The organism is Vibrio sp. ER1A (assembly GCF_000733315.1).
In the GTDB taxonomy this organism is placed as follows: Bacteria; Pseudomonadota; Gammaproteobacteria; order Enterobacterales; family Vibrionaceae; genus Vibrio; species Vibrio mediterranei.
Map to the genome: position 1 here is coordinate 12,891 of NZ_JPJA01000001.1, position 17,053 is coordinate 29,943.

Sequence of the window (17,053 nt, forward strand, 5' to 3'; positions counted from 1 at the left end):
AACTGACACAGTTATTCAATGCACAACTGCTCGACTTAGGGCCTTTTTCATGGCCTGCACTTGGGGCTTGTATGCTCAACGGTGCCTTAGTAGGCCTCGAGCGCCAAACACGCGGAAAACCTGTTGGTATTCGTACTGCGATTCTGATTGTGTCGGGTACGTACTTGTTTATGTCCATGGCCGTATCCCTTTCTCCGAACACGCTTGATCAAGCGCGAGTATTAGGGCAAATCATTACTGGCGTTGGCTTTTTAGGTGCGGGGGTGATGATGACTCAAGACGGGAAAATTCATGGCGTAACCTCAGCGGCCGTTATCTGGGTTTTGGCAGGGTTAGGAATGATGATTGGACTCGGCCATCATAAAGAATCGATCATTCTAACCGTTTTGGCATTAACGGTCCTATTAGGCGTAGATAAGATTGAAAGCAGCTTTAAAAGCTTACGTCGCGGCGTTCATCAAACCATGCAGAATCGCAATCGAATGAGAAAATAAAAAAGCCCTGATTATTCAGGGCTTTTTTGACGAATCAATTCAAATTACTTCGCGAAGTTGATGATTGGGAAGCACTTGAAGAAACCGTTATCTGCACAGTTGATCAGACCAATCTGAACACCGTCGATCGTGTTGGTTTTGTTGAAGAAACCAAACTGGAAGTTAGACTTGTTTGAGAAGCTAGCAAGACCGATATCAGCCATTGTATAGCCTTCAGAGTAGTTCACTGCACTCCAGTTCAGACCTTTCACATCGTTAGTTACGTTAACGGCACCAAGGTTAACACCCGTTGTTGAACCAGTATTCCAGTTGAAGATACCTAGAGAAGCACCTTTCATCTCTTGAGTTACTTTAGACGCACCGAAGAATAGACCGAAGTTCACACCTGTTGTACGTTGAGTTTCAGACATACCTAGTACAGAGAAGTCGACACCTTTTACTTCATTCACTTGACCATGAAGTACTGCTAGACGAACACCACCAACTGCGTTTGCATCTGGTGCGTTAAAGCCGTTTAGTGATGAGAACATAACTGGCGTGCTATCTGCTAACGCCATTGGTGAAGCTACCGCTGCTGCCACTGTTAGGGCTGAAATGACTTTTTTCATTATATTGTCTCCACTGACATTTTCTTGTTGTCGAATAATAAGTTTAGACGATGCTAAAAAGGACAACTATACGATTTGTCAGTGAAATGTCATATTCAGCAACATTCTCACAAATTACTTGGCTATTATTGAACCAGATACAAAAAAAGCCGAAGGTTTCCCTTCGGCTTGTCAGAACATTCTGATGCGGATTACATCATACCAGGCATGCCACCCATGCCGCCCATATCAGGCATTGCTGGAGCATCTTTCTGAGGAATATCTGTTACCATTGCTTCCGTTGTGATCATTAGACCAGCAACAGATGCAGCAAATTGAAGTGCAGAACGCGTTACTTTTGTTGGGTCTAGAATACCCATCTCTAGCATATCGCCGTACTCACCCGTTGCTGCATTGTAACCATAGCTACCTTCACCCGCTTTCACGTTGTTCGCTACTACAGACTCTTCATCACCTGCGTTTGCAGTGATTTGACGAATTGGTGCTTCCATTGCGCGAAGTGCAACGCGGATACCCACTGTTTGCTCTTCGTTGTCACCTTCGAGGCCAGCAACTTTAGATGCCGCACGGATAAGTGCAACACCACCACCAGCCACTACGCCTTCTTCAACAGCAGCGCGAGTAGCGTGAAGTGCGTCTTCTACTCGGTCTTTCTTCTCTTTCATTTCAACTTCAGTTGCAGCACCAACTTTGATAACAGCTACACCGCCAGCAAGTTTAGCAACACGCTCTTGAAGTTTCTCTTTATCGTAGTCAGACGTTGCTTCTTCGATTTGTTGACGAATTTGTGCAACACGACCTTGAATCATCGCTTCTTCGCCCGCGCCATCGATGATAGTTGAGTTTTCTTTAGTGATGGTTACACGCTTAGCCTGACCTAGATCTTCTAGCGTCACTTTCTCAAGGTCTAGACCGATTTCTTCAGAAATTACTGTACCACCAGTTAGGATAGCGATGTCTTGAAGCATAGACTTACGACGGTCACCGAAACCAGGTGCTTTAACCGCCGCTACTTTTACGATACCACGCATGTTGTTCACAACAAGTGTTGCTAGCGCTTCGCCTTCTACGTCTTCTGCAATGATAAGCAGCGGACGAGATGCTTTAGCTACTGCTTCAAGAGTTGGTAGAAGTTCACGGATGTTCGACACTTTCTTATCGATAAGAAGAATGAACGGGCTCTCTAGATCAACGCTACCAGCTTCTTGGTTGTTGATGAAATAAGGAGATAGGTAACCACGATCGAACTGCATACCTTCTACTACGTCTAGCTCATCTTGTAGAGCCTGACCTTCTTCAACAGTAATAACGCCATCACGACCTACTTTTTCCATTGCTTCGGCAATGATGTTACCAACCGTAGAGTCAGAGTTTGCAGAGATAGTACCAACCTGAGCAATCGCTTTGGTGTCTTTACACTCAACAGACAGAGCTTTTAGCTCTTCAACCGCAGCAGCAACTGCTTTATCGATACCACGCTTAAGGTCCATTGGGTTCATGCCAGCAGCAACCGCTTTTAGGCCTTCAGAAATGATAGATTGAGCCAGTACAGTAGCAGTTGTTGTACCGTCACCTGCAGCATCGTTAGCTTGAGAAGCAACTTCTTTCACCATTTGTGCACCCATGTTCTGGAACTTGTCTTCCAGTTCAATTTCACGCGCTACAGATACACCATCTTTAGTGATGGTTGGTGCACCAAAAGATTTATCTAGAACTACGTTACGACCTTTAGGGCCAAGCGTAACTTTTACTGCGTCAGCTAGAACGTTTACACCTTCTAGCATTTTGATTCGTGCGTCGTTGCCAAACTTAACGTCTTTAGCAGCCATTGTTATTTCCTTATCTAAATTCAGTGGATAGCTTGTTTAGAGTAAAAAATTACTCAACGTCTACTTAATTATTCAACGATAGCCATGATGTCATTTTCAGACATGATCAGAACTTCTTTACCGTCGATCTTTTCTGTTTTCGTGCCGTAGCCTTCAGCAAAGATAACCGTATCACCTACTTTCACGTCCAATGGCTGTACTGTACCGTTTTCTAGAATGCGGCCTTTGCCCACAGCCAAAACAGTACCACGTGTCGATTTTTCTGCAGCAGAACCAGTTAGAACGATGCCGCCAGCAGATTTAGATTCAACTTCTTGGCGCTCAACGATAACTCGGTCGTGTAGAGGACGGATATTCATCGGTCGATTCTCCTGATTATTTTCCATTTAGCTTATTAGATAGCCTTCAAGGCCTTGTGTTGAATATGTTGGGGGCGTTTTCTACGATCCCAAGGGCAGCATGACAAAAAATTGTGACAAAAATAACGAAAATGAGCTTTGGCTAGTGAATGACCTTCCTTACCAAACCCATTCTCGCACCAACTCATCAATTGCTGTATTCTAAGCGCCTGTTTCATCAGCACTGAATGCCATGCAAGATAAACACGGCCTACTTTCTGCTCCCATCTCTACTGTCCTTAGAAACATGACTGTTCCTATGGTATTTGGCATGGTTGCAATCTTGGCATTTAACCTCGTTGATACCTTCTTTATATCGCTGCTTGGCACACAAGCACTGGCCGCTATCAGCTTTACTTTTCCGGTTACGTTTGGAGTCAATTGCATCACCATGGGTATTGGTATGGGACTCTCTACCAATATTGGGCGATTACTGGGACAAGGAAATACTCAAAACGCGGCTCGTTTTGCCACGCACGGATTACTGCTCGCGGTGGTACTTGTGACCATTGCCTCAGCATTCGGGCTGCTGACCATAGAGCCACTATTTAAACTGCTTGGAGCTAGCGATGACATCATTCCATTAATCAGCGAGTACATGGTGATCTGGTATTTAACGGTACCATTGCTGGTTATTCCGATGGCGGGAAACAGTGCGATTCGAGCTACTGGTGATACCAAAACCCCCGCAAAGATCATGATGCTATCCGGTTTCATAAATGGCGTGCTCGACCCTCTGTTGATCTTCGGTATAGGCCCTTTCCCAGAGTTGGGCATTCAAGGTGCTGCCATTGCTAGCGGCATTGCTTGGTTTGGAGCGCTGTCTGGCTCGCTGTTTGTGCTCATCAAACGCGAAAAGTTATTGGGTAAGCTCAAACCTACGGAAATTTGGCAAGATTGGATCGCTATATTACGCATTGGAACACCATCAGGACTATCAACGGCCATGTCTCCGATCTCAGGTGCAATTTTAATGAAGATGCTGTCTTCTCATGGCACCGCTGCGGTCGCCGCTTATGGAGCTGCACAGCGTGTTGAGTCGATTCTAATTTTGGTTTTAATCTCGCTAAGCTCTGCACTAACGCCATTTATGTCACAGAACTTTGGCGCCAAACAGCCTGATCGAAGTTTTGCCGGCTTATTTTTGAGTATGCGGTTTTCGATCGTATTCCAGCTGTTTATCTTCGCAATGATGGTACCACTCAGCATTCCAATTTCTGCGCTGTTTTCCCAAGAACAAGCCGTAAGAGACATTCTTTGGCATTACTTACTCGTAGTACCATTCAGCTATGGATTCCAAGGGATCATCATGATGCTGGGTAGTGGTATGAATGCGTTACACGAACCGAACAAAGCCTTTATGTGGAGTGCGATGAGACTGTTTGTCTTCACCTTGCCAGCCGCGGCCCTAGGTAGCCATTATTATGATGTCGAAGGCATGTTTATTGGCGTTGCAGTCGGTAATGTTCTGGGCGGAGTATTGGCGTATCTTTATGCGCTTGGTGTGAGAAAAAAACATCTGTACCAAGCCAGTTAAAAATAAAGCCAAGGCTGATACCTTGGCTCTACGTTTTTGATTCATTTCTCAGGCTTGTTTAAATACCATCTCCGCCCATAAAGGTTTGTGACTTACCGTTAAATTGCTGATCCATATCTAGTGATGGTTTATCGGTTTTCGGTTTACCGACAATCTTTGCAGGAACACCAGCAGCAGTAGTATGCGGAGGTACTGGTTGAAGTACCACAGAGCAAGAACCAATTTTGGCTCCCTTACCGACTTCAATATTACCTAGAATCTTCGCCCCAGCGCCAATCATAACGCCTTCACGGATCTTAGGATGTCGATCACCGCACTCTTTACCGGTACCGCCTAGTGTGACGTTCTGCAAGATGGAAACATCATTTTCAACGACAGCGGTTTCACCAATAACAATGCCGGTGGCGTGGTCAAGCATGATTCCTTTACCAATGCGAGCCGCAGGGTGGATGTCTACCTGACACGCAACGGATATTTGGTTTTGTAAATAGGTCGCAAGAGCCATACGCCCTTGGTTCCACAGCCAATTGGCGACACGATAGCCTTGTAGTGCATGGTAGCCTTTCAGATAAAGTAGCGGCATTGAGTACATGGCAACCGCAGGATCTCGGTTCACTGTCGCACAAATGTCACAAGCAGCTGCATCAGTAATTGATGGATCAGCATTAAACGCTTGCTCAACCACTTCACGTACTGCCATTGCTGGCATTGACGCAGTCTTCAGCTTATTGGCTAAAATGTAGCTTAATGCTGCACCAAAGCTTTCGTGGTTGATTATGGTGGCATGATAGAAACTCGCAAGCATCGGCTCTTGCTCTGCTTGCTCGCGCGCTTCTCTTACAATGCACTCCCAGACATTCTTCTTTTCACAGTGTTTCATTTCTTGTCCTACGACTGGTACTCAATCACCAACAGAGCGTTATTGCTGCTCCGCTTTTTTATCCCTAGCAAGCAAATCTTGCGCTGCAAGTCTTGCGTCTTTACCTTGATACAGTACTTGATAGATTTGGTCAACAATTGGCATTTCCACACCCATGCGCTGAGATAGCAACCATACCTCTTTAGTATTGCGGTAGCCTTCAACAACCTGACCGATCTCTGTCTGAGCCGTATCCACATCTTTACCCTGACCAAGTGCCAAACCAAAACGGCGGTTACGAGACTGGTTATCAGTACACGTCAGTACTAGATCACCAAGACCTGCCATACCCATAAAGGTATCCGGCTTGGCACCCAAGGCAGCACCTAGACGTGTCATTTCAGCTAGGCCTCGGGTAATCAGCGCGGTACGTGCGTTTGCACCAAAACCGATGCCGTCCGACATACCCGCACCAATCGCAATCACGTTTTTCACCGCACCGCCCAATTGCATGCCAGTAAAGTCATCGTTGGCATAAACACGGAAGGTTTTACTACAGTGGATTTTTTCTTGAAGATCAGCCACAAACTCAGCATTTGGAGCGGCCACGGCAATCGCAGTTGGAAGTCCCGCTGCCAACTCTTTGGCAAAAGTAGGTCCAGAAAGCACTGCCAACGGATAGTCATCACCAATAATGTCATGAGCAACATCCTTCAACAATCGACCCGTTTCAGGCTCTAGACCCTTGGTTGCCCAGCAGATGCGGCTGTCTTGACGAAGATGAGGCTTGATGCTGTTAAGCACAATACCAAATACATGGCTCGGTACCACAACCAAAAGATCGCGACTGGCTTGAACGGCTTTGTTCAAGTCAGACTCGACAATCAACGTTTCTGGAAATTCAATCCCAGGCAAGAACTCATGATTGGCTCTGTCTGCTTCAAGCTTCGCCATGTGTTCAGGCTCGTGTCCCCAAATCACCACGTTTGCTCCGTTACGAGCAAGAGAGATCGCCAATGAGGTTCCATAAGAACCGGCACCGATAACGGTCATTGCGATTTCTTTTCCATATGCGTTATTCATAACACCACCAAATTTTCGTTATGGCTTAATGTAGTTAGTCTACTCCGTACGGAGCAAATAAAAAATGCACATCGCGATGCGCTGTGCATTTTTATTAGCTAAGTCTATTCACTTCGCTTACTCGTGCAGAAAATATGTTCTGCGAAAAAGGCTTAAGCTTCTGCTTGGCCTTCTTGTTGAGCTTGCTGTTGTAGGTAGTTCATGAACAGAGCGTCAAAGTTAACTGGCGCTAGGTTCAGTTGAGGGAACGTACCTTTCATCGTTAGGCTAGAAATAGTTTCACGAGCATATGGGAATAGGATGTTCGGGCAGAACGCGCCTAAGCAATGTGCAAGTTGACCTGCTTCCATCTGCTCAGCAGTGAAAATACCGCCTTGTTGAACTTCACATAGGAATGCTGTGTCTTCTGCGTTTTTCACAGTCACAGTTAGGCGAAGAACAACTTCATAGATGCCTTGGCCTAGTTCACGGCTTTGAGTGTCAAGATCTAGCTTAACATCTGGGTTCCAATCTTTCTGGAACATATCTGGCGAGTTTGGCGCTTCAAAAGATACGTCTTTTAGAAAGATGCGTTGGATTGCGAAGTTTTGTTGTGCTTCTTGTGGAGCTGCTTCAGCCATGATGTTTTTCCTTAAATACGTCTAAAATTGTCAAAAACGTTTATGAGTTGTCTTGCAGACTATCCGAGCCAATCTTCTATGACTAGGCGAGCCGTTAATTCCGTGGCACTTATCACATCCCTTAGTCATAACTGCCGCGAAATTACTCAAAATTCTCGATTACTTTTTGCCTTTGATCAGTGGCAGGTTCGCTTCGCTCCATGCCGTCAGACCATTTTTCAGCAAGTAAACTTTCTCAAACCCTGCTTTAGCTAGCAGATTCGCGCTCTCTTGCGCTGTTTGACCAGTCTTACATACAACAATGATTGGGTCTGATTTATGGTTTTCAAGGCTTGGGATTGAACCTGACTTAATATCAGACGGCAGCACATTTACCGAGTCAGTAATATGGCCACGCTTGAAGTCGTCTTTTGAACGAATATCAACCACTAAACCATTCTCACGGTTCATCATATGAGTCACTTGCGCAGCCGATACTTCTTTATATGCAGCATTTGCTGATTTGAAGATGTTGGCAATCAGAGCGACGAATAGTGCAACCCACACTAGTGCCATGATCATGTTTTGTTGAAAAAATTCTAAATACTCTTGCATAGCTTGCGCTCTTAATAGTTGAACATTAAATCAGTCGAGGAGTATAGCGGCTTAGTCGTGCTCTGGCGAGAGGGGAAAATGTTTCGAACAAAGAATTGAGATCCCTCTCCTCAACCCAGACGACATTACTATTGCAGAGATAGAGAAAACCAATTAGCCAAACCTGCTAGTAAAGGCGTATTAATAGAAACAAAGGCGAGGAATCATCCAAAAATAGCGTCTATGATTACCTCACGCGGAAAACTATTAGTGGTTTCAACTGTCCAAAACTGAAAACAAGTAACGGCAATCACAAACATTATTTGATCTGCCACTACAGTTTTGGTTAAAAAGTGTAGTAAAATTACGCTAATTTGTTTTCTGTAAAGTTACTATCGATTTGACGAGGTTATAACTATGTCAGCTAAGAAGCCAATGGCTCTAGTGATTCTTGACGGTTGGGGTTACCGTGAAGACAACGCAAGCAACGCAATCAACAACGCAAAAACTCCAGTTATGGACGGCTTGTGGGCAAACAATCCACGTACACTAATTTCGGCTTCTGGCATGGACGTAGGTCTACCGGATGGTCAAATGGGTAACTCAGAAGTGGGTCACACCAATATTGGTGCTGGTCGCGTGGTATACCAAGACCTTACTCGCATCACAAAATCTATTACTGACGGTGAATTCGGTCAAAACGAAATCCTTGTTGCGGCAATGGATAAAGCTATCGCAGCAGGTAAAGCGGTTCACCTAATGGGCCTTATGTCTCCAGGTGGCGTTCACTCTCACGAAGATCACATCTACGCTGCAGTGAAAATGGCAGCAGAGCGTGGCGCAGAGAAAATCTACCTACACTGCTTCCTAGACGGTCGTGACACACCACCACGTAGCGCGGAAGGTTCACTGCAACGCTTTGACGCTCTATTTGCAGAGCTAGGCAAAGGCCGTGTAGCGTCTCTTGTTGGTCGTTACTATGCAATGGATCGTGATAACAACTGGGATCGCGTAGAAAAAGCGTACGACCTACTGACTCAAGCAGAAGGCGCCTTCACATTTGATTCTGCAGTTGCAGGTCTAGAAGCGGCTTACTCTCGTGATGAAAACGATGAATTCGTTGCACCAACAGAAATTCGTGCAGAAGGCCAAGAGTCAGCTGCTATCGTTGATGGCGATGCCGTTATCTTCATGAACTACCGTGCTGACCGTGCTCGTGAAATTACTCGTGCATTCGTACCTGCATTTGATGGTTTCGAGCGTAAAGTCTTCCCAGCGGTTGACTTCGTTATGCTGACTCAATACGCAGCTGATATCCCACTTGCATGTGCATTCCCACCAGCCTCTCTTGAAAACACTTACGGTGAGTGGCTATCTAAAGCAGGCAAAACTCAGCTACGTATTTCTGAGACAGAAAAGTACGCACACGTCACTTTCTTCTTCAACGGTGGTGTTGAGAACGAATTTGACGGCGAAGAGCGTCAACTTGTTGCTTCTCCAAAAGTGGCTACTTATGACCTACAACCAGAGATGAGCTCTGAAGAGCTGACTGAAAAAATGGTTGCGGCTATCAAGTCAGGTAAATACGACACTATTATCTGTAACTATCCAAACGCAGATATGGTTGGCCATACAGGCGTATACGAAGCCGCTGAGCAAGCGATTGAAGCTCTAGACGCAAGTGTAGGTAAAGTGGTTGAAGCGATTAAAGAAGTTGGCGGTCAAATGCTGATCACTGCTGACCACGGTAACGCTGAAATGATGGTGGACCCTGAGACAGGTGGTACTCACACTGCTCACACTAACCTACCAGTACCGCTGATTTACGTAGGTGATAAAGCGGTTGAGTTCAAAGAAGGTGGTAAGCTGTCTGATCTAGCTCCAACTATGCTTTCTATGACTGGCATGGAAATTCCAGCAGAAATGTCTGGCGACGTACTGGTTAAGTAATCAGCTTCGCAAAGTAATGACATAAGCTTGATAAAACGCCGGTGCATACGCATCGGCGTTTTTGTATGCTTGCACCTCTGGCCCTAAGTGTGGATATAATGGTGGTTGCGCATCTGGGCACGAACAGACTTGGTCGGTATTTTTAACGGAAGTAGAATGAAACCCAATAATAAAACGCCTTTCATCCCCTCTATATCGGCATGGATTCTTAGCATCGGGCTTGTTACATACCCGACTCTCACTTTAGCCAACCAAAATGAACTGACTGGCGTAAAGAGCGAAATTACACGCCAACAGAAAGAACTGTCTGCGCAGCAAAAAGAGCTCGATAAATTACAAAAGTCTTTGCGTCAACAAGAAGTCGGCATTTCTAACATTGAGAAAGAGATAAAATCGACCACCGCTCAACTTGCTCAAGCTAATCGCAACCTCGATAGTTTTCATCAACAAGTCGAAGAGCTCACCGAGCAGAAAAAACAGCAGCAAAAGATTCTCGCCGAGTTGGTGCAAACCTATTACGTGACAAAGCAGAACAACTCAGCCTCGAGTGTGTTTAGTACAAATCCAGATGAAGACCGTATTAGCCAGTACTACCAATATCTTGCCAAAGCACGTGCAGAGACTTTGGAGAAATTAGCACAAACTGAACTGGAGCTGGCAGAGAGTGAACGTGCCCTTGAGCTTGAACGTAATCAAATTGCACAATTACTCGAGCAACAAAAAGACAAGCGAAACTCTCTTGCGAAAAACCAAGCCAGTCGCAAAAGTACGGTATCTAAAATCAGAAAGAGCATCTCAAGCGATAAGACCTACCTAGCTGAACTGCAACGTAATGAAACACGCTTGAAGGCGGAAATCGCCAAAGCTGCTAAGCGCAATCAAGTACCTATGGATGGTCTGGCTCGACAGAAAGGTAAGCTGCCTTGGCCGGTAAAAGGGAAAGTTCTACATAGCTTTGGGACCAAGCAAACTGGACAAGTGAACTGGAAAGGCATGGTTATTCAAGCTAATTACGGAGAATCTATAAAGTCTGTTTATTCTGGTACTGTCGTCTTCGCCGACTACCTACGCGGCTACGGACTGGTGGTACTATTGGACCATGGTAAAGGTGACATGACGCTTTATGGTTATAACCAGACATTGCTGAAAAAAGAAGGGGATAAAGTCTCCGCAGGAGAGACCATCGCACTTGCTGGTGACACGGGCGGTCAATCAAGCTCATCGCTGTATTTCGAAATCCGCCGCAACAGTAAAGTACAAAACCCAAAAAGCTGGCTAAAACGATAACGTAAAGCCAAGTGTGGGTACTTAGCGATAACACTCTTGAGCGACTTGAATCAGTCGCTCTACCTCATGCTCCGGCAACTCATTGATGCCCCCTGCCGCCTCTCGCCCACCACCTGTGGCAAACTGACTACAAATCTCAGCAGCGCCTTGCTTATTGTTCAGCGGAGCCCTGACTGAAACGGTATAACTAGCGCTTTTGCTCGAGCCGCTTCTCGGCACTAACGAAATATGAGCTTGGTCAGGCGCTTCATTCGCCAAGCGATTTATCCAAGTCCCCGACATTCTCCTCGCCGCTGGCGTTGCTGGCAGCTTTACCACTTTCAAGATGTCCGACTCAAAGACAGTTTCCGTTCCCTCTAACGCTATTTCATCACTCTCAAACGCCGATTTAAGAGTATAATACGGAGAAGAGGCGTCTTTCTGGCAATCAAACGGGTCAGGGTACGCCAATAACGCCTGATAAAGGATGACTGGGTCAAAATGCAGATCAGCTAAACTCTCTCCATAACCGTTGTAATTCACCAAGGTTCCTAATTGCTTGAGAAAGTGTCGTTGCTCGTGCGTGAGTTTAAGCTCATTCGCTAAATGCTCAGCACTACTCAACATATTATCTCCATAGGCCGCAGCAATCGCCCAAGTTCGATACTGACCTTGTAATAGCTTATCTACAATCAGTGCGGTGCACGTATTGGCATCAAGGTCGATATGCGCATCCAAAATGTCGCTGTGGGGAATAGTTGATGCTTTGTGGTGATCGATATAAGTAATAGGCACATTATGATCCAAAAGCTCATCTAAGGCGTTTTGGTTTTTATCCATGGAGATGTCGAGCACTGTAACAGAGCCTGCTTCTGCGACGGGGACTCGCTGTAACAGCGCAATATCACGCTTAATCCCTGAGATCAGCTGTGTTTCTTTCGGCTGAGCTAATCGCAATTGCAGCAATGACAAAATACCATCGGCATCACCATTAAATACATCATAGTGAGTTTTTGCTTTCATTTCGTTATCAGCCATCCCGTCGTCACTCTCCAATTAATCTGGTGTCTAAAACAACAAACCCTACTAAGATAGCAGGGTTTGTAACAAGATGAATTGGCTATATATCATGCCGTTAGAGCGAGCGACTGTCTGTCGACCCCATCATTTTTACACCATCTTCTAGTAGAGACAGCTGTTCACGACCTTTTGCCGTTGATAGTGGCTTCACGACATTAATCATGTGTAGCATACCCTGCTGAATTACCTCTTCAGTAATTTGAGTCTTCGGTGACATCGCCGATTGGTAGCTCAACCAACCAACCGCCATCATATGCAGAGTGGTCACCAATGACTTAAGTTCTTTCTCGTTAATCGTCAATAAATCGAGTTCAACAAAGGCTCTTAGGATATTAACTAAGTTACCCTGCAATCGCTCCTGAACCTCAATATACTCTTCGTGTAGCTTAGGATCACGTTGCAGAATCTCTGGCAGGTTGGCGTAGAAGAAACGATATTTCCACATTAGATTAAAGATAGAATCAAGATAGTGCTTGAGGAGCGCCAAACTTTCTTGCTGACCTTGGATAGGAGTAAAACGTTCAATGAGCTCTTGCGAATACAGCGCAAAGATCTCTCTCACTATCTCTTGTTTATTGCGAAAGTGGTAATAGAGGTTACCTGGGCTAATCTCGATATGAGCAGCAATATGGTTGGTCGTCACGTTGCGCTCGCCATCTAAATTAAATAAGTCGAGGGCGGCATACACTATTTTGTCACGTGTTTTCATTCTAACTTTTCCTTTCCCTAGTTGGGGTTAGTATACGTGCTCAAGTTGTGTACGAAAAGTCATGAGACGGTGAGTCGCACTGGTTAGACCAAATGATATAAAAAAAGCACTCAAATGAGTGCTTTCGAATACGTTTGACGAATGAATTACTCTACTTCGTCCATTTTACCAAGCAGGTTACGAATACGCTCTTGCCATTGGCCGTGCTCACGTTGCATTTGCTCAGTCTTTTGAACCAATTCTTCACGGCTATTACGTAGCTCTTCCGCTTGATTTGCTAGTTGCACTTTTTCTTCTTTCAGTTCTTCAACTTCCATTTGAAGAAGCGCGATTGTGTCAACTGCAGTTTGAATTTTTGCTTCTAGTTGTTCCAGTACTTCAAAAGACATCTCGGCCTACCCTTAATTTAATTCTGTGACATGAAAAGACTTCATACTCTATATTGTCCCATTCTACTCAGCATAGAGAAGATAGACACGCCCTATATTGCAGATTTTTCACCATTCGGTCAAAAAAGCATCGCAAAATGACATAAGCTTTACCTAAAACTTGTCAAACCTTCCCTGCTATCACTTTACTCTGACCTTTCTCCCTGCACTTTCTCAATGAGTAATCATAACTTAGCGACAAGATAGCGACCAAAACCACAAAAAAGCAAACGTTTCCTTTTGGATATGCTAGAATTCGCGCCATAAATCCTTTTGTCATTTTTCATTTAATTGGAGTCAGTATGAAGCGCGATTTAGCAATGGCTTTTTCACGAGTTACCGAAGGTGCCGCCCTAGCAGGTTATAAATGGCTTGGACGTGGCGACAAGAATGCTGCGGATGGTGCCGCAGTAGAAGTCATGCGCAGCCTACTGAACAAAACCGATATCGAAGGTGAAATCGTTATTGGTGAAGGTGAGATTGATGATGCACCTATGCTGTATATCGGTGAGCAAGTTGGTATTGGTGGTGACGCTGTTGATATCGCGGTTGACCCTATTGAAGGTACTCGCATGACAGCGATGGGTCAGTCGAATGCACTTGCTGTTCTAGCCGCTGGTGAAAAAGGCAGCTTCTTGAAAGCACCTGATATGTACATGGAAAAGTTGGTAGTGGGCCCAGGCGCTAAAGGGGTTATCGACCTAGACAAACCACTTTCTGAAAACTTAACCAACATTGCAGCGGCCTTAGGCAAATCTCTTGATACGCTTGTGGTTACGACACTGGCAAAGCCACGTCATGATGACATTATCGCTGAGATGCAAGCCATGGGCGTACGTGTTTTTGCTGTGCCAGATGGTGATGTAGCTGCGTCTATTCTGACTTGTATGCCGGATAGTGAAGTAGATGTTATGTATTGCATTGGTGGCGCACCAGAAGGCGTAGTTTCTGCCGCTGTTATTCGTGCTCTAGATGGTGACATGCATGGTCGCTTACTTCCACGTCATGAAGTGAAAGGCGATAACGAAGAAAACCGTAAAGCGGGTGAGCTTGAACTTGAGCGCTGCGCACATATGGGTGTCAAAGCCAACATTGTGCTTCGCATGGAAGACATGGCACGTAGTGACAATGTGGTGTTCTCGGCAACAGGCATTACTAAAGGTGACCTGCTTGAAGGCATCACACGTCAGGGCAATATCGCGACTAGTGAAACACTGCTTATTCGTGGCCGCTGCCGTACGATTCGCCGTATTAAATCAACGCACTATTTAGAGCGTAAAGACCCAGAGATTCGCGATATCATTTTATAATCGCCATTATTGAAATAAAGCGCTGGCTGTAGCCAGCGTTTTTTTCATCTATTATGAAGATAGTAAATAATTTGCTTTATTAACCTTATTCGCCATAATACCCCAACTATCGTTATCCATAGGCTGATTTAAGAGAAACGGACGCACTAATGAAAGCCACTGACCAGATTATTGACATCATAAAACGAGAAGGAGCAGTCACCGCTAAACAGATTGCTTCACGTTTAAACATCACCACGATGGGCGCTAGGCAACATTTGCAGGGCCTAGAAGAGGAAGGATTTCTACGTTTTGAAGATGTTAAAGTTAAAGTAGGTCGACCGAATCGACATTGGTCACTCACTGCCAAAGGGCATGCCCAGTTTTCCGATCGCCACAGTGATTTAACGGTTCAGTTTATTGATGCAATTGAACAAGTGTTTGGTACTGAAGGACTCAATAAAGTATCCAAAGAGCGCGAAGCAAACACCCTCGCGACTTATCGTCCTCATTTTGACAGCCTTCCCGACCTACAAAGTAAAGTAGAGAAACTCACTGAACTGCGCGATAAGGATGGGTACATGGCTGAATTTCAACAGGTTGAAGATGGTTTTGTCTTAATTGAAAATCACTGCCCAATCTGTAAAGCCGCACAACGCTGTGAAACTCTGTGTCAGTCTGAGCTGAATGTCTTTCAAGCCCTCGTTGGTAACGATATTTCGGTTCAACGAGACGAACATATTGTTCAAGGTGCTCGTCGCTGCGTATATATCTTTAGCAACAGAAGCTAACTTCAATAAACAGCTCATAGCAACGCTGCTGGCTCGTCTCACTCCTGAGACTATTTACAGTTTTATTTTGTCTTTTCTCATTAACTCCTACGCTGATTATATGCATGGAGATTCTTTTGGTGAGGAACGTACATGGTAACGCCTATTACTCTACCGTCATTCGATGAACTAGCCGCAATGGCCAAGGACAACCCCGAGAAGTTGAGTCGACTGCGTCACGACTTGTCCCAGCAGTTTATCGCTACCTGTTCTGATGAGATGCAGCCTCGACTGCACGCTCAACAATCTCACATTGAACGGGTTTTACAGCGCGCCAAAAACCCCATTCACGCCAATGTGTTATTACGTCAAGAATTGCATCGTCAAATCGTTAAATTCTCGCAAGCCTTAAATGGAGAAGCGTCAGAGAGCAACAAAAGCGCCGATATTTTGCCTTTCTCTAAACCTGAAGAATGGCGCTAAACCAACAAAAAAGGGAAGCTATGCTTCCCTTTTTGATTATTCGTCAATCTTATTGAGGCTCACGTCCATACTGGTTTTCGCCTTCTGTGCCTTTCATAAAGCCACATTCAACTCATATCCACAAACCACAAGCCAGCGCAGCAAAGGAGATAACACTTTGTACCATGGACGGCTGAGCTGCGGTTGCTGGATCCAATGTCGGCAGGCTCATTCGACCAAAGACCAATGGGATATTCAGCAATAGCCACCAACTCGATTTATTACGATCATGCCAACGCTTTGCCGTAATCGCCAAATCTGGAATCAAGATAATGAGCAAGAAGATTGGCAACAAAATATGTACCAATGCCGGGAACAGTACGTTCATACCTTGAGCAAAAATCATAATGGCAAGGTAATAACAGACATTCCACATCCAGAATGTTTTGCGTCCCACACGACCTTGAAACGAAAACAGTAACGATTTAAACGACATCACATAATCTCTTTTTAATTGGTAATTTTTTGAAAGCAGCTTTTATCCATATCACGGACATTGACCGTCAAGCTTTTGATATGTCCCGCCTGCTCTCGAAGTACTTCCATTAACTTTCTCGAAAGCTCTCTTTTCTGTTCCTCAGTGCGACCTGACAAAAGTTCAAAGCTAATATGAACAAAATCTTCACTGTCTCCATACTCACCAATCAACCAATTGTGGCTACGTAAAGAGCGTGATTTCACAGAATCTTTCTCGAATAATCCACAGTTTAGCGTGACTCTGTGTAAGTCTTCCAGCAACCCCTGAACATTCAGTCTTTCGTCCGCTGTATTTGAGTACTCTAGTACAAGGTTTGGCATGGTACATCCCTATTTTTAACCATCAAGCGACAAGGTATAACAAGCTATAAGGAAAATTCCGAGAAGTATTCTATTATTCTGTTTACTGGATCACTGAGGTGAGCTTCTGGGCTTGTTTACTAGGATAAAACGTCAAAGCGATAAAGAAATGACCCCAATCATGATCTACATGAATTAATCTGTTATATTCTTTCGTAATCACGTTTATTTTTTACATTCGTTTTTTACAAACACTGATTT

At 44.9% G+C, this 17,053-nt stretch carries 18 protein-coding genes and 1 pseudogene; 7 read left to right on the forward strand and 12 right to left on the reverse strand.

The genetic code is table 11. The annotated features are described in order from the left end of the window. The first annotated feature begins 71 nt into the window (after positions 1 to 71). Positions 72 to 494 carry an MgtC/SapB family protein gene (locus tag HW45_RS00080; protein ID WP_081836363.1) on the forward strand — a complete coding sequence of 141 codons (423 nt, stop codon included), beginning with the start codon at positions 72 to 74 and terminating at the stop codon, positions 492 to 494. Positions 495 to 538: 44 nt separating this feature from the next. Here the strand turns inward: HW45_RS00080 and HW45_RS00085 are convergent, their stop codons facing one another. From HW45_RS00085 to HW45_RS00095, 3 genes are all read right to left on the reverse strand, one after another. After that, complete coding sequence (locus HW45_RS00085; RefSeq protein ID WP_038223796.1) at positions 539 to 1,102, reverse strand: VC2662 family protein; 564 nt, start codon at positions 1,100 to 1,102, stop codon at positions 539 to 541. Between the two features lie 191 nt (positions 1,103 to 1,293). Next, positions 1,294 to 2,931, reverse strand: coding sequence for a chaperonin GroEL (gene groL, locus HW45_RS00090; protein ID WP_038223798.1), 1,638 nt, complete (start codon positions 2,929 to 2,931; stop codon positions 1,294 to 1,296). Between the two features lie 68 nt (positions 2,932 to 2,999). After that, a complete protein-coding gene (locus HW45_RS00095) occupies positions 3,000 to 3,290 on the reverse strand; it encodes a co-chaperone GroES (protein ID WP_031493033.1) in 291 nt (96 codons plus the stop codon). A gap of 232 nt (positions 3,291 to 3,522) precedes the next feature. On the opposite strand from HW45_RS00095, the gene HW45_RS00100 reads away from it, so the two are divergent. Further along, entirely contained in the window at positions 3,523 to 4,866 is a 1,344-nt protein-coding gene (locus tag HW45_RS00100) for an MATE family efflux transporter (protein WP_038223800.1), read from the forward strand. A gap of 58 nt (positions 4,867 to 4,924) precedes the next feature. Here HW45_RS00100 and cysE read toward each other — a convergent pair whose 3' ends face one another. From cysE to HW45_RS00120, 4 genes are all read right to left on the reverse strand, one after another. After that, the gene (cysE, locus tag HW45_RS00105; RefSeq protein WP_038223802.1) at positions 4,925 to 5,746 is read right to left on the reverse strand and encodes a serine O-acetyltransferase; all 822 of its coding nucleotides are present in this window, start codon (positions 5,744 to 5,746) and stop codon (positions 4,925 to 4,927) included. Between the two features lie 39 nt (positions 5,747 to 5,785). Further along, the gene (gene gpsA / locus HW45_RS00110) at positions 5,786 to 6,808 is read right to left on the reverse strand and encodes an NAD(P)H-dependent glycerol-3-phosphate dehydrogenase (protein WP_038223805.1); all 1,023 of its coding nucleotides are present in this window, start codon (positions 6,806 to 6,808) and stop codon (positions 5,786 to 5,788) included. A gap of 152 nt (positions 6,809 to 6,960) precedes the next feature. Then, on the reverse strand, positions 6,961 to 7,428 hold the full coding sequence (secB, locus tag HW45_RS00115; RefSeq protein WP_031493038.1) for a protein-export chaperone SecB: 468 nt from the start codon (positions 7,426 to 7,428) through the stop codon (positions 6,961 to 6,963). A gap of 159 nt (positions 7,429 to 7,587) precedes the next feature. Next, positions 7,588 to 8,022: a rhodanese-like domain-containing protein gene (locus HW45_RS00120; RefSeq protein ID WP_031493039.1), complete on the reverse strand. Its 435-nt coding sequence runs from the start codon at positions 8,020 to 8,022 to the stop codon at positions 7,588 to 7,590. Between the two features lie 396 nt (positions 8,023 to 8,418). Here HW45_RS00120 and gpmM point away from each other — a divergent pair, with 396 nt between their 5' ends. Then, complete coding sequence (gene gpmM, locus HW45_RS00125) at positions 8,419 to 9,951, forward strand: 2,3-bisphosphoglycerate-independent phosphoglycerate mutase (protein WP_038223807.1); 1,533 nt, start codon at positions 8,419 to 8,421, stop codon at positions 9,949 to 9,951. 156 nt (positions 9,952 to 10,107) lie between these two features. Continuing rightward, entirely contained in the window at positions 10,108 to 11,238 is a 1,131-nt protein-coding gene (locus HW45_RS00130) for a murein hydrolase activator EnvC family protein (RefSeq protein WP_038223809.1), read from the forward strand. Between the two features lie 21 nt (positions 11,239 to 11,259). Here the strand turns inward: HW45_RS00130 and HW45_RS00135 are convergent, their stop codons facing one another. The 3 genes from HW45_RS00135 to zapB form a co-directional block, all read right to left on the reverse strand. Then, positions 11,260 to 12,255: an acetyltransferase gene (locus HW45_RS00135; protein WP_081875724.1), complete on the reverse strand. Its 996-nt coding sequence runs from the start codon at positions 12,253 to 12,255 to the stop codon at positions 11,260 to 11,262. Positions 12,256 to 12,352: 97 nt separating this feature from the next. Further along, positions 12,353 to 13,006: a TetR/AcrR family transcriptional regulator gene (locus HW45_RS00140; protein ID WP_006075488.1), complete on the reverse strand. Its 654-nt coding sequence runs from the start codon at positions 13,004 to 13,006 to the stop codon at positions 12,353 to 12,355. 146 nt (positions 13,007 to 13,152) lie between these two features. Beyond that, complete coding sequence (zapB, locus tag HW45_RS00145; RefSeq protein ID WP_006075487.1) at positions 13,153 to 13,395, reverse strand: cell division protein ZapB; 243 nt, start codon at positions 13,393 to 13,395, stop codon at positions 13,153 to 13,155. A 341-nt stretch (positions 13,396 to 13,736) separates the two neighbouring features. Here zapB and glpX point away from each other — a divergent pair, with 341 nt between their 5' ends. The 3 genes from glpX to HW45_RS00160 all read left to right on the forward strand — a co-directional run bounded on the left by glpX (position 13,737) and on the right by HW45_RS00160 (position 15,976). Next, on the forward strand, positions 13,737 to 14,744 hold the full coding sequence (glpX, locus tag HW45_RS00150) for a class II fructose-bisphosphatase (protein ID WP_038223811.1): 1,008 nt from the start codon (positions 13,737 to 13,739) through the stop codon (positions 14,742 to 14,744). A gap of 149 nt (positions 14,745 to 14,893) precedes the next feature. Beyond that, the gene (locus HW45_RS00155; protein WP_038223813.1) at positions 14,894 to 15,514 is read left to right on the forward strand and encodes a helix-turn-helix transcriptional regulator; all 621 of its coding nucleotides are present in this window, start codon (positions 14,894 to 14,896) and stop codon (positions 15,512 to 15,514) included. A gap of 132 nt (positions 15,515 to 15,646) precedes the next feature. Next, positions 15,647 to 15,976 carry a DUF3135 domain-containing protein gene (locus tag HW45_RS00160; protein WP_038223815.1) on the forward strand — a complete coding sequence of 110 codons (330 nt, stop codon included), beginning with the start codon at positions 15,647 to 15,649 and terminating at the stop codon, positions 15,974 to 15,976. 115 nt (positions 15,977 to 16,091) lie between these two features. Here HW45_RS00160 and HW45_RS00165 read toward each other — a convergent pair. Beyond that, positions 16,092 to 16,451: pseudogene (locus HW45_RS00165) on the reverse strand (DUF805 domain-containing protein); the annotation flags it as partial. A gap of 14 nt (positions 16,452 to 16,465) precedes the next feature. Then, the gene (locus tag HW45_RS00170; RefSeq protein ID WP_038223817.1) at positions 16,466 to 16,813 is read right to left on the reverse strand and encodes a 5-carboxymethyl-2-hydroxymuconate Delta-isomerase; all 348 of its coding nucleotides are present in this window, start codon (positions 16,811 to 16,813) and stop codon (positions 16,466 to 16,468) included. Positions 16,814 to 17,053 lie beyond the last annotated feature (240 nt).